The following is a 13,828-nucleotide window of genomic DNA, read 5'->3' on the forward strand; positions in this document are numbered from 1 at the left end:
GTTACTCCCACAGCCAAAGTGCGATCGGGCTTTTCGACGATCGGCTGGCGGTAAGTTAACTCGTAAGTTCGCGATTTCCCCTCAATTTCCGCAGCATCAAACGGTTCCTCGATCACGTTAGTGCTCGCAGCACTCGCAGCAAACCGAATCGTGCCGTTGCGCGCGTTGACGGGGACTGTGTAGCTGCCGTTGAATTCGTTGCTGCCGTCGGTGTTAGCGTAGGATAGCTCTAATCCGTCGCCCAAACCGAGCAAATTCGCTTGATTGATGCGCGCGCCGCGCCGAAAACTGCCCACGCTGGGCGATCGATTGTTGTCTAGAAAAACTTCGCCGCTGAAGCTGTCTGCTTCTTTAATCCGCACTTCTAAACGGCTGTTTTCCGGGCGGCTTCCAGCTTGCAATTCTGCCGAAATATTGGCAATTAAGGGGTCGAGTTGCAGCATTTGCAACGCTTCCAGCAGCCGATCGCGATTCAATGGCCGCCTGGTGACACGTTCCAAGCGCGATCGCACGTAATTGGCATTTAAACGCCTGTTTCCACTAATCTGAATTTCATCTAATCCGCCTTCGACAATCCGAATTTTCACCACACCTCCTTCTCTGGGAAATGTTTGGTTGGCGGGAATTACAGCGCCGGAATTGATGTATCCTGCTGCTACGTATTTTTGAGTCACTGCCCCTTCTGCTGCGATCAGTTCGGCAAAGGTGATGTCGCGCCCCGCAAACTGTTGCGTAACTGCTGCGAGTTCGCGATCGCTAAAAGCTGTGTTTCCCTCAAATTCAAAGCGCAAAACCCGAATTGTACCCGGAATCCCCGGCCTGGAATCGCCGGGAACTGGTGTTGGGGGAGTTGGTTGGAGGGGAGACGGCGGCGGCGGTTGCGGGGCTATTGGTGCAGGCAATTCCGGCTCTCTGGGTTGAATTGGGTTGGGCAGTTGGCTCAGTTGCGAATCTCGATCGATACCTATATTTTCTTTTAGCTTTTGATCTCGGTTAGAAAGCTGAGTTTCTCGATCGTTCGTGGCGAATGTGCGATCGACAGAATTGGCAGCTTCTGGCTGTAAATCGGGAGTTTCCGCAGGTAGAATTGGTGCCAAAGTCGATCGATCGGACTCAGTGGCCGGCAAGTCTTCCCGGGTGTCAAGATTCGTGTCGTTGGTTCGTAAAGGTCGATCGGCTCCGCTGCGGACTGTTGCCAAATCCTCAACATTTGAAGTCAAAATTTCAACGTTGCTCGCGGATGTTTTCGTCGGTTTTCCCAACCAAACTAAGCCAAAGATTCCAGCAATTAAAAATAATTTTTGCGATCTACAGTTCATATGATATAATTATTATTTCGCTAGATTGGGTGAAAATATTTTAAGGAACCAGCGCACCCTAAACTAACAATTAATCTTAACCGAAAAAAAGGCAACACCGGGCACTGCCAAGAATTTCCCAACGGCTAAAAACCAAAAGGTCGATCGACCTTTTGGTTCCTCCGCCAAAACTTACGCAGCAACCGGATGCAGATCCGCAAAAATATCTTTGACAGTTGACAGTTGACAGTTGACAGTTGACAGTTGACAGCATACAGGTTGACAGTTGACTTGACGAAAGGAGGGAGACCTCTACCGGAAAGGAAGAGGAGTCGAGCAATCAATCGTCTTTTTTTAATTTCTCCCTACAAGGCTTGGGGATTTAAACCAATTTTTCCTGGTAAGGAATGAGAATTAAATAACTTAGGAGCGCGAATTAAATAACTTAGAATTTTAATTATTGTGGGATGGGCGTCCCGCCCGTCCTTTAAAGACGGGCGGGACGCCCATCCCACAAACTACAGGTTTGTAGTGAGGACTTTAGTCCGCAAGAAGAAGGACTGAAGTTCTCACTACAAACCTGTGTGCGTCAAGGTTCGTAGTGAGGACTTTAGTCCGCAAGAAGAAGGACTAAAGTCCTCACTACAAACCTAATTATGCAGGGCGGCTCGCACTAGCAGCACCCATGGGTGCTCCGTCAGCCAATCCCACCAACTTAGCGCTCAACTCCCACATCCGCTCACCTTTTTCATCATCGCGCGCCTGCGGAGAAACCTTCTGCACAAAAGACTTACCATCTTTTTTCTGACGATTTCCCCAACTCCAATAAGCCCCAGATTGCTTGTATTCTGGATCTGCAACCACCATCGCCAGCCTTTCGCCCGCCAACTCCTGTGACACATAACCGCCGGTGATATTCTTCTGAAACAGCGGGAAAAGTTTCTGAAATAAAGGATAGTGATTGCGGAAAAGTGGCGTATCCGCCACGCATCCCGGATACAGCGAAGTGAAATTAATCCCCGTCGATTCGTGAAAGCGGCGGTGCAATTCCCGCATCGTCAGCACGTTGCAAACTTTGCTATCTTTGTAAGCCTTGACAGGTTCAAACTGCTTCCCATCTACCATCGAAACCGGATCTTGGAAACCCGCTTCAAAACCCTCAAACTTGCCCAAATCAGGACGCGGCGGAATCTTTCCACCCAACTCGTCTGGATTGTGAGTCACAGTTCCCAAAATCACGATTCTCGCATCTTGATAATAGGAAGGTTTCATGCTATCCATCATCAGATTGCACAGCAGGAAATGACCGAGGTGATTGGTAGTCATCGTCAACTCGTAACCTTCAGGGCTCCGCAGCGGTTCCTTAATCAAAGGCAGATAGATAGCTGCGTTGCACACCAAAGCGTCTAGAGGCCTGCCGCTTGATTTGAATTCCCGAGCAAATCGGCGCACGCTTTCCAAATCGCCCAAGTCAATGTGCATAATCGTGAAACTACCTTGAGGTATGCCCAACTCTTGAGCGGCGTCTCCGGCTTTTCGCACGTCGCGACAGGCCATGACTACGTGCCATCCTTTGTCTGCAAGGGCTTTGGCGCCGTACAAGCCGACGCCGGAGGATGCGCCGGTGATGATAACCGTTGACTTGTGATTTTGTGCCATTTTCTTAAAAATGCTTGGCTATTGATTATTTTGGGGCATCTCAAAAGCTGAGCTAGCAGCTCGGATGTTTTCAGATGCCCTCAGGTTAATAGGATAGGCCCAAACGTTGTGAATCTCAACTTTCTAGGTTGCCGATCGACACTCCTAGCCCATTTTCGGAGATTCGGGAGATAAGTTCGTAGTGCCGACTTCAGTCGGGAGATAAGTTCGTAGTGCCGACTTCAGTCGGGAGATAAGTTCGTAGTGCCGACTTCAGTCGGAATCGGAGTGCATTTTGCGGACTTAAGTCCGCACTACGAACCGTTTTTGCGGACTTAAGTCCGCACTGCGAACATGATATATATGAGGGAATAACTTGAACGCATTGAAAGGTAAAGGTAGTCGGAAATGGTCTTGTTAAAAGTATTAGGTATGAGCTATTATTGAGAAATAAGTTATCAAGATATGCTCAATTTATGGCTGATGTTTTCATAGCTATTTGCTCAGTAAATCAGCGATCGCCCCAACCAATAGATTTGGCTCCACAGGCTTGGAAATGTGCCTCTGAAAGCCTGCTGCCAGAGCTTGTTGGTGGTTGATTTCTCCAGCATAGGCAGTCAATGCGATCGCCGGGATCAGCCCCCCCCGCTCCGGTGATAGAGAACGCACATATCCGATCAAACTGTAGCCATCGACTTCTGGCATTCCAATATCGCTCACCAAAACATCCGGCACAAACGACTCTAGGGCTACCATAAATTCAGCCGCAGATGCAACTGTCATCACCTCCGCTCCAGCCATAACCAGGAATGCGCCGATTACTTCCCGGCTGTCTGCCTCGTCATCAATTGCCAACACTCGGATGCCTCTGAGATCCTGTTCTGCTTCTAATAACTTGTCCGGATTTTCCCCTGTTTTGACGTTCAGCAGCGGCAGGCTGACTCTAAAAGTGGCTCCTTTTCCTTCCCCAAAACTGTCAGCTTTGATTGTTCCGCCGTGGGCTTCTACCAGTTGATAAACGATCGCCAGTCCCAACCCTAGCCCCCCGTGTTTGCGAGTAACAGAAGCATCTTCTTGACGGAAAGACTCAAAGATGTAGGGCAAAAAGTCTCGATTGATGCCTTTACCCGTATCTGTTACCACAATCTGCGCTTGGTTGTCTGCTGACTCTAGTCGAACGTCTATCCGTCCACCATTGGGAGTGAACTTGACAGCGTTGGAAAGCAAATTCCAGACAATTTGCTGGAGGCGAACCGCATCCCCAGACACTTGCCCGATATTGGATAGCACGTGATGAATCAGAATTGACTTGGCGGTGGCGGCAGTCTGCACTGTTTCGATCGCAGATTCAATGGTAGACAACAAATTGACAGCAGTCACATTCAAACTCAGTTTGCCGCGCAGCACGCGAGCCATATCGAGCAAGTCGTCAATTAATTGAGCCTGTGCCAGGGCATTCCGTTCGATCGTCGCTAACGCTGCTACAGTTTTGGTTTCATTCAGCCTGCCAGTTTGCAGCAACTTCGTCCAGCCTAAGATCCGGTTGAGGGGCGATCGCAACTCGTGAGAAAGCACCGCCAGAAACTCGTCTTTGATGCGGTTAACTCTTTCCGATTCGGCCAGGGCAGCTTGTTTTAATTGCAGAATGCGATCGCGTTCGATTTCCGCTTGTTTGCGATCGGTGATATCCCGCGAAGTCGATAAGATTTGTACAACTTGGCCTGCCACATCCCGGATCGGTGCTAACACGACATCCCACCATTTTGGCGTGCCTTTGGCGGTGGCACAAAAGCCCTGAAATCTAGCCACTTCTCCTGCCTTCGCCGCCGCGATCGCAGCTTCCACCTCTTCCCGAGCTTCATCTTGCCAAAAACAGAGCCATTCCGCGTTCAAATAGGGGGTGAGATCGTCGATCTCCAACAGGCACATCCCTCCTGTATTTATGTATAAAAGTCGTGCATCCAGATCCAGCACTTTGATGCAGTCGCTGCTGCTGTCTAACACCCGTTTTCTAAACTCTTCACTGTGACGCAGTGCTTCCTCGGTGTGCTTGCGATCGGTGATATCCAAATCTACGCCCGACATCCGCATCGCTTGCCCGATCGCATTATAAAACACTTTCCCCAGGCTCAGCGCCCACCTGATTCTGCCGTTGGGATAGATCACGGTTATCCTCCACAATCAAAACAGTGCGCTCAACTTGACTCATAATTGGTCTTCCTCCGGAGACTGAACAGGGAGCATCGTGATTTCAAACCAGTAGCTCAACAACGTCTGAATACTTCGCTTCAACAGCTTAAAATCCATAGGTTTGATGATATAGCTGTTCGCTCCTTGTTCGTAGCAGGCTGCGATGTCTTTGGGATTGTTAGATGTGGTGAAAACAACCACCGGAATCTTTTTCAAATTACGATCCTGTTTTATTTTATATAGTACCTCTCGCCCATCCGTTCCCGGTAAGTTGAGGTCTAGCACAATCAGTCCCGGACGCGGAGCAGTGTTAGGATTGGTGTAGGGTTCGGTGCGGTAGAGAAACGCCAGGGCCCGATCGCCATTAGTGCAGCGATAGACGGGGATTTGCGAAAAAGATGGGTGTAGGTAACGTTGGAACGCTTCAAAGTCTTCGTCGCTGTCTTCAACGATCAGCAAGGGAGGGAGTTGCATAGCACGCATCGCTGAATATCCGGTCATGGTTTGACCGCTGCTGACAATGTGAAGTAAAACGTGCTGCCCTCACCGGGCGTCGATTCTACCCAAATTTTTCCCCCGTGTCGATCGACAATTTTTTGGACGATCGTCAAACCTGCCCCTGTACCGCCACCATATTCGTCTTGTGCGTGGAGTCGCTTGAATATCTGAAAAACGCGCTCCAAATGCTGTTGGGGGATGCCAATGCCGTTATCTCGCACATAAAAGGTATATAAACTTGGATCTTTACTGCTAGCGGATTCTGATTCGATCAAACCAATTTCCACCCATTTCTCGGTTTTATTATTATATTTAATCGCGTTACTAATCAGGTTGGTGAATAACTCGCTAACTTGAGTGCGATCGCAGGCAACTGTCGGCAACGATTGAGTGCGAAACTCGATCGCTTGCGGAGGCCCGCCGATCTTTAAAATGTCGATCGACTGTCGCACTAAATCGTTGAGATTTGTCGGTTGGCGCGAAAGTTCGCTGCGTCCCAGCCTGGAATAGTGTAGCAGAGAGTTAATCAGATCTTCCATGCGTTGGGTTAGGCGCACCAGCGTTTGCAATTTAGCGATGCCATCCTCGTGCAACACCTCCCCGTAATCTTCTATCAAGAAATTGGAATAGTTATGAATGCCGCGCAGCGGTTCTTTGAGATCGTGGGATGCGACGTAAGCGAAGGCATCTAGTTCAGTGTTACTGCGTTCCAATTCTAGATTAATCTTTGCCATTTCATCTGCCTGACTGAGGATAATCCCGACGATCAGGCTGCACAGTTCGGTGGCGACTTCGATCTCGCAGGACTTCCAAGGTAACGAGCAGCCCTGCACCGTTTGTTGCCAGAGTTCAAAGGATTTGCGAGGAGACAACCGCATCTCGCGATCGATTGTGACTTCGACAGGTTTGTTCGGGTTGCCGCCCCAGTTGACTGTTTGAATCACTTCTGGACGGAACCAGAGTATATAATTTTTGTTGACTTTGGAAATTTCTAATGCTAACAGTCCACTCGCAACGCTCTTAAATGACTCTGCGGTTGGATAAATTTCAGATAGCGATCGGGTTTGAAACAGGTTGTGTTGAATTTGGCTTTTAATCCATTCCCGCAGGGCAGGAATTTCAGCTTCTGGCGGCGTTTCACCAATACAAATAACTTGTTCTCCCGCGCAAACCGCCACTCCCGTCGCACCCACCAGATCTAGCAGGTTCGAGTTGAGTTGAACTAATCCATCCCAGAAGCTTTTTGACTGAGATAGCGATTCTACAAACTTGCTTTGGAGCGACTTCAATGTCATTTTGTAGTCTAAGTCTTCACGATCTTGTTTGTTTGCAAGTTCGATCGACATTACCTGCCCCACAAACTCGCACATGGTTCGCACGCTATAGGGCACATAGTTCGGCGTCGAATGATGGCAAGCAATCAGCCCCCATAGTTTTTGGTCTTGGATCAGTGAAATAGACATGGAGGCTGATACACCCATATTCTTGAGGTATTCCAAGTGTACGGGAGACACGCTCCGCAGCACCGATAAACTCAAATCCGTCGGGCGCGAGTCTAAGGGATTGTGCGCTGGCACTAACGCCACAGGCTCATAGGTGGAGTCGGGAATTAACCGCAGCCAGTTGAGGGTATAAAGCTGTCTCGCTTGCTGGGGAATGTCGCTGGGCGGATAGTGCAAGCCCAGATAAGGCGTTAGCGTTTCTACCCGATCTTCTGCAATCACCCGTCCGGATCCTGCGGCATCAAATTGATATACCATAACGCGATCGAATCCAGTGATTTTTCGCACTTCTTTAACTACAACCTCGCACATTTCCAGCAAGGTTGGAGCCTTTTGAATTTTAGTAATCGTTCCTTTTAATCGCTGGTAAAAATGGAAGAAGTCTGTTTTTTGTCTTTTCTTTTTTGGTTCCAATTCTAAAAAAATTATGGTATTGCAGCGATGAACAATGCCATCAAAATGAAGTAATTTTGTTTGAGCTTTTAGAGAAATATCTAACGGATTCACATACTCAAAGTCTTCGCTTAAGCACTGCCGAATTGCATTAATCTGCTGAGGAGCGAGTAAGTTTAATAGCGGTTTGCCCAACAGATCTTGGGGCTGTTGACCTAGCAAAGCCAACGCGTTATTGCTGACCTGGACAATCTTCAAGTCAGGCTCCTGCAAAACCAACAGCACCCCGTGGGGCTGAATCAGCCCTGGAATTTGAATCGGTTCGCGATCGCAATTGGTTAAATCGACAGTTTGGGTGAAATCAACAACTTCATCTATCATAAATCGTGCGGAGAACTCCGGCTAGAAATGATTTCTATTTCTCTTTATTAAAACACTTTTCTCGCAGCCGGAAACGACGCACATTACACATTGGGTGGAGGAAACAGCCCGGACGTTCACTCCGCCCAAAAATTCTCTTACAGTCAGCTTTTTGCTCAACAGTCTAAGAAATAGCTGCTGATTCCTGATAAGTAGGAAAGTCAATATAACCTTCAGGCCCAAAAGAATACCAGACGCCGACGACCGCAGGCGGATTGAGCGGCCAACCGCCAGCAAAACGCTCTACTAAATCCGGATTGCTGATAAAATCCCGACCAAAAGCAATTAAATCCGCAACTTTGTTGCTCAAAGCTGTTTGGGCTAGTTCTTGATTGTATCCGCAGTTACCAATCAGCGGCTGGGAAAATACATCGCGAAACTCTCCTATCATCATCGGCGTTCCCAATTCGTGAAAGCCAAAAGCTAAACCATCCACAAGGTGAAGGTAAGCTAAACCGTAGACATTTAACTGACCTGCAATATACAGAAAAGTTTCGCGATAATCGGGAGAACCCATATCATTGTAAACACCGTTGGGAGAAAGTCGAACTCCAACTCGGTTGGCAGGGAATACTGTCAGAATTGCCTCCACAATTTCCTTGAGAAAACGGTAGCGATTTTCAACTGTACCGCCATAGGAATCTGTGCGTTGATTAGTTTTGGATTGAAGGAAAGTGTCAATTAAATATCCGTTAGCACCGTGAATTTCTACACCGTCAAAACCCGCCATTTTTGCCCGTTCTGCGGCCTGGCGATAATCTTCCACAACGATCGAGATTTCATCTGTTTCTAGAGCGCGGGGAGTTTCGTAGGGTTGTTTGCCCGCAGGGGTATGAATGCCTTCTCCATTGATTTTGATGGCAGATGGTGCAACTGGCAATTGATTGTTTTCCTGAAAACTGCTGTGAGAAGCCCGCCCGCAGTGCCAAAGCTGCATGAAAATTGGTGTTTCGCGGGCATGAACCCCATTTACAACTTGTTTCCAAGCTTCGGCTTGCTCGTCTGAATAAATACCGGGCGTATTCAGCCAACCGTTAGCTTGAGAAGAAATCACCGTAGCTTCTGTCAGGATCAAACCAGCACTGGCCCGCTGAGCGTAATACTCGGCCATCCAAGCGTTGGGCATCCGCGTTTCACCGGCTCTCGATCGCGTCATGGGTGCCATGACTACCCGGTTTTTTAAGGATAAATCTCCCAATTTGAAGGGACTCAGGAGGAGTGAAGATGTTGTTTGAGTTGTCATAATCTCGATCTGTCCTTTACTGAATAATGTGAGCAATCGGAGTTCGATCGCTTTTCAAGATAACTTAAACAGGACTTGCCAACAAATATCAATGGGCGTATTTATTGCTAAGGTACGCAGTGATACACCCTACGGATATAGCCTGCGTATATCACTGCGTACTATCAACCGCCGGCGGCAGACGAGGGCTTTAATATCAAATATCTTGGTGAACTATTGCGAAACTTTTAGTTAATCCAGCAGCCAGCTAAATAAACCTTTAACTGTCAGATTGAATTCTCTGGCAAATTCTGGCACTGGTAACAGTACATCTGGTTCGTCAAAAAATGCTGTTGGTCGATCGGCTAAATAAACAAATACACATTGCTCGGAGGGGTCAATCAGCCAGCCCATTTGCGTTCCGCGAGCCAAGCAATGTAGAATATTTTTAGTTACCTTTGTTTGGCTTTGGTCGGGCGAAAGAATTTCTATCGCCCAATCTGGAGCAATTGAGAAAACATTAGCCACTGCACCATTTTCCTGGCGAGGAATCCTGTTCCACAAGAATATCGAAACATCGGGTATAATCGATCGCCCACCAAAAGTGCAACGGAGTTCACAGAAAGCTCGGGCAATCTTCTGGGATCTTAGCACCGAGTTAATGGCAGGTGGCAATTCTGTCTGAATTGCACTGTGTTCTCCTTGTGGCATTGGTTTTTGGATGATGCGTCCATTAATGTATTCGCTGGCGGGTTCCGTTTCCGGCAGATTCAGAAACTCTTCTAAGGTAAGGGTTTTCGTGGGAGTCTGTAGCATTTTCAGGTTTCCTAAACAGAGGCGAGATAACTTGTTATTTTACTTTCGGGCGATCGCACTATCGGACTTGCGATCGCCCGCGCGATCAAAATGGCGTCGCCACCTGTAAGCTGAGCCTTGATCCCAACTGCGGATGCTCAAAGGAGAGTTCCCGCGCGTGCAAGTGCAGTCGGTTCGCAGCGGCGCGACATCCGTAAAGTCGATCGCCCAAAATCGGTATTCCCAACCCTCGAACATCCGCTGCATGAACCCTCAATTGATGCGTGCGCCCCGTCAGCGGCAAAAACTCGACGCGAGTACAATTTCCCTCCTTCGCCATTACCTGAAACCTAGTAATGCTGGGTTTTCCGCACTCCAAATTAACTTGCTGAACCAGGGAATTTTTCGGGTCTTTTTTTACCGGGAGTGCGATCGTCCCCGCCTCTATGTTGACAGTCCCCGAAAGCACTGCTTCATAAACTTTGTGAACCCGCCGTTTCTCAAATTGCAGGCTTAGTTGACTGCTGGTTTCTTTGTCCCGCGCCAGCAACAAAATCCCAGATGTTGCTAAATCTAACCGATGCACCGCCGTCAGTTCTAACCCGTCCTGTAACAAGTTTTGCAAGCGACTCAAAACGCTATCTTGATTTTCCAGATAACGACCTGGAACTGACAGCAAGCCTGAGGGTTTGTTGACTGCAATTAACCATTTGTCTTCATAAACAATTGGCAGCATTTCCTGGGGATTGGTGACTGGCAAGATGCTCGTTCCAGCAAATTTTTTGAGATTTGTGGGATGGGCATCTGGCGCGCCCCAAGAGCGATCGGTAACGGGCAAGATGCCCGTTCCACCATGATTGTTTTGATGAGTTGTGGGGAGTAGGGGTTGGGCATCTAGCCCGCCCCAAGAGCGATCGGTAACGGGCAAGATGCCCGTTCCACCATGATTGTTTTGATGAGTTGTGGGGAGTAGGGGTTGGGCATCTGGCGCGCCCCAAGAGCGATCGGTAACGGGCAAGATGCCCGTTCCACCATGATTGTTTTGATGAGTTGTGGGGTGGGCTTCTAGCCCGCCCCTGAAAGTCTGACTTGTTGGGAGAGATTCGATTCCACCATTAAAAGACTGATTTACACTTTTTTTCGATGAAGCTTTTGACAGACTTTTGCTATTAGCTGACGATGTAAAAGCCGGGTAAGCTTTCGGCCCCGAAACAATTGGATTTTGTGGCAATCCTGACAGCAAAAAACCCATCAACGGCTGACACCGATCGCTACAAGCACCATAAAACTCTCCCGGAACTTTGTCACCCGATGGCGGCCCCCACCAAAACTCAGCCATTGCTAGCGGTTTCAGATTGTTTGCTGCCGCGCAGTGCAGCAATTTTGGCGCGCAGCAGTCGCCGGTGCCAGTCGGAATAGAATTAGTTGGCATCAATTCCTGGATCGATCGCGATTTTCCCAAAAAATTCACCAGAGTGTAAGCTGCGTGCATCTCGGCCTGAAGTTGGCGGGAAAGTTCTTTTCGCCCTTGTTTGAGCACCCGCATCCGCTCATTGGCAGCTTCAACGATCTTTTTTAGAGGCTGCAATATTGCATCCCGCTGCCGTTTTAATTGCCTGCATTCAATTCCCTCCAAACGGCTTTCTTGATTTAGTTTTTCCAGGGCTATTAAGAGTGTGTCTCCTGCGAGAGTTTGACTGCTTAGCTGACGTTGTTCGTCTCGCTGCTGCTTGCAATTGCGGTGCCGCGCATTCAAAACTTGCAATTGCAATTCAAATTCGCTCAATAAGGCTGCATATTCCTGTCGCTGCGGGAGTTGATTCAGTGCAATCAGTTCCTGTTTCATCGCCTCCAATTGGGCCAGCGTGCGCGCTTCTGTCAAAGCAACTCGCGATCGCCCCGGAATCGGTGGCACCCACCCGTCAACAACGCTAGAACCGTTCAGCAACCCAGAAAATGCTTTGAGAATTCGCTGTTCCCCCCAAGGCATTTCCACGAGCAAGATGCCGTACATCTTCCCCTCGCGATCGTAGGAATCGTCAGCAGCAAGGTACTGCATCAAACCCCTGGCGATTTCTTCAGACATTCGAGTACGTGGCAATCTCAGCAGATCCGCACTTTTAGGGCAATGCCCTTCGTACCAATAACTGGGGCTAGAGTCGATCGACCCTCCCTCTTCGTCGATCGACCTTTCCGTGAAATCTAAAAGCGGGTGTAGAGTTAGCATATTAAATTTGATTTAAAATCTCGATCGCGACATATTGGTTTGTATCCTAACCCTAGGCTGGGAAATACAGTTATACCATTTTTTTAAAGTTATGACAGACTTTGGCAAACAGGGAAAAAACGATGTGAAAAACAGACCCTGCGATTGCTCTGAGGCGCGAGCGCTGGGGACAAACAAACCTTGCCAACCCTGTGAAGATTGCCTTTGGCTTGCCCTATGTAAGATATCTGCTTATCCAAACCAAGTTCGCTCCAGATTTGGTTTACATAGCGAACGTTATCCCCCTGGTAGTCAGTGCTAGAACCATTATCTTGTTTTCCAGTCAACGCATGACCAAGCTCGTGAAGTAGGGCACCAAGTAGCGAGTACGGTACTGCTTTGCCAGTATCGTTTATGTAACTCACATCGCTAATATACGAAGGATCTATTATAACAATGCCCCTGCCAATAGCAGCTTGAAAAGTGTCCCGCCGGAATCGTATCTCTATTGTGTTCCCGGCATTAATCCAATTGTCGAACATAGTCTTAGCTGTGGACGAACGGTCGTATGCTGTCTGCAAAAGGGTAAGGATTTGTGCCTCTTCGGCGACAGTAGTAAAACCTGTGAACGTCGTCTTTTGAGAAAAAGTCCAAGCCATAATTTTTTTCCTTAACGAAGAAGGTCGTTAATCCGGTATCGATCGGGGGTGAATAGGTCTTTGAGATCGAGAAGGCTTTCGTAGCGGATCTCAGTCGTTTCTGACGCGAAAAATTGGTCAATCAGAGCCTTGGTAAGATCGGTATATCCGATCGCTGCCTTCCCAACAGCTAATTCAAAAGCACGGGCTACTGACATGTAAAACGGAATCAAGGTGGTTTGCCACGTATTGCGAAACAGCCAAAAGATTTCCGGGGGCAAGCGCTTTGAAATACTGGCTAGGGCGGCAGGCTGGGCTTCTGGAGACGGTGCAAGCAGCACAGAGTCCTTGTAATCTTGTATAAATTGCCTGAAGATGCCGTTATCAATCGGAAGCAGAGAATTGGTGGGCGAGGCACGTATGCCCGACATCAGTGCTTGATCGAACAGAAACTGTCGTTCGTTCCACAGGAACACCGCACGCACAATGAGCGTGGGCGAACGGCTGAACGTGAGTTTTACCCAAGGACTATCCAAATGCCTGGCATCATTAGATTCTGTACGCTCTAGTCTTGACGAGCCGACGGTAAACGAAAAAAAGCTTGACTTCTGGAGAACTTTTCAAATCTCCGTGGCACTGCGATATTTCGTCAATCTTGGCAGAGATATGTTTGGAAATGGTCGTTACATAGTTCTTGAAATGTGACTCCTGCAAAGTGTCAACGGAGGAGGTGCCAGAAATCTGTCTCCCGCCCGTTTCGTCGATAATCTGAATTGAAGTTTGCACTTTTGGGCAGATCTGCTGAGAGTACGTGCTTTCGATCGCGAGTACGTTGATTAGTAACGATGCAATAAATATTATGGCGATCTTGTGAGATCGAATTTTTAAATTGAGTGGCATAATGAAACCCTTCCCTCAACTTTCTTGTCCAAATCAACGTCTGATACAAATTAATTTTGATGTTTGCCAAACCAACTCCTTTTAGCTCTTTGGAAAAAAAAGTGTTGCAATGAAATGAATTGATTGAT

Annotated in this window: 9 protein-coding genes; all 9 read right to left on the reverse strand. The window is 48.2% G+C overall.

The genetic code is table 11. The features are described 5' to 3' along the window. The coding region (locus tag JGK20_RS23760; RefSeq protein ID WP_293232379.1) for a POTRA domain-containing protein at positions 1–1,319 on the reverse strand (1,319 nt) is incomplete at its 3' end. Between the two features lie 633 nt (positions 1,320–1,952). After that, positions 1,953–2,957, reverse strand: a complete 1,005-nt coding sequence (locus JGK20_RS23765) for a protochlorophyllide reductase (RefSeq protein ID WP_293210174.1) — start codon at positions 2,955–2,957, stop codon at positions 1,953–1,955. A 474-nt stretch (positions 2,958–3,431) separates the two neighbouring features. After that, the gene (locus JGK20_RS23770) at positions 3,432–5,102 is read right to left on the reverse strand and encodes an ATP-binding protein (protein WP_293193697.1); all 1,671 of its coding nucleotides are present in this window, start codon (positions 5,100–5,102) and stop codon (positions 3,432–3,434) included. A 39-nt stretch (positions 5,103–5,141) separates the two neighbouring features. Next, positions 5,142–5,627, reverse strand: a complete 486-nt coding sequence (locus tag JGK20_RS23775) for a response regulator (protein WP_293232381.1) — start codon at positions 5,625–5,627, stop codon at positions 5,142–5,144. Beyond that, a complete protein-coding gene (locus tag JGK20_RS23780; RefSeq protein WP_293232383.1) occupies positions 5,624–7,900 on the reverse strand; it encodes an ATP-binding protein in 2,277 nt (758 codons plus the stop codon). Before JGK20_RS23780 ends, JGK20_RS23775 begins: the two co-directional genes overlap by 4 nt. A gap of 163 nt (positions 7,901–8,063) precedes the next feature. Continuing rightward, a complete protein-coding gene (locus tag JGK20_RS23785) occupies positions 8,064–9,182 on the reverse strand; it encodes an alkene reductase (RefSeq protein ID WP_293179208.1) in 1,119 nt (372 codons plus the stop codon). A gap of 231 nt (positions 9,183–9,413) precedes the next feature. Beyond that, positions 9,414–9,977 carry a Uma2 family endonuclease gene (locus JGK20_RS23790; RefSeq protein WP_293232385.1) on the reverse strand — a complete coding sequence of 188 codons (564 nt, stop codon included), beginning with the start codon at positions 9,975–9,977 and terminating at the stop codon, positions 9,414–9,416. Positions 9,978–10,062: 85 nt separating this feature from the next. Beyond that, positions 10,063–12,183 (reverse strand): pseudouridine synthase, encoded by a 2,121-nt coding sequence (locus tag JGK20_RS23795; RefSeq protein WP_293232387.1) that lies wholly within the window; start codon positions 12,181–12,183, stop codon positions 10,063–10,065. 649 nt (positions 12,184–12,832) lie between these two features. Next, positions 12,833–13,336, reverse strand: coding sequence for a hypothetical protein (locus JGK20_RS23800; protein WP_293232389.1), 504 nt, complete (start codon positions 13,334–13,336; stop codon positions 12,833–12,835). Positions 13,337–13,828 lie beyond the last annotated feature (492 nt).

Source organism: Microcoleus sp. PH2017_05_CCC_O_A, from assembly GCF_020738785.1.
Taxonomy (GTDB): Bacteria; Cyanobacteriota; Cyanobacteriia; order Cyanobacteriales; family Microcoleaceae; genus Microcoleus.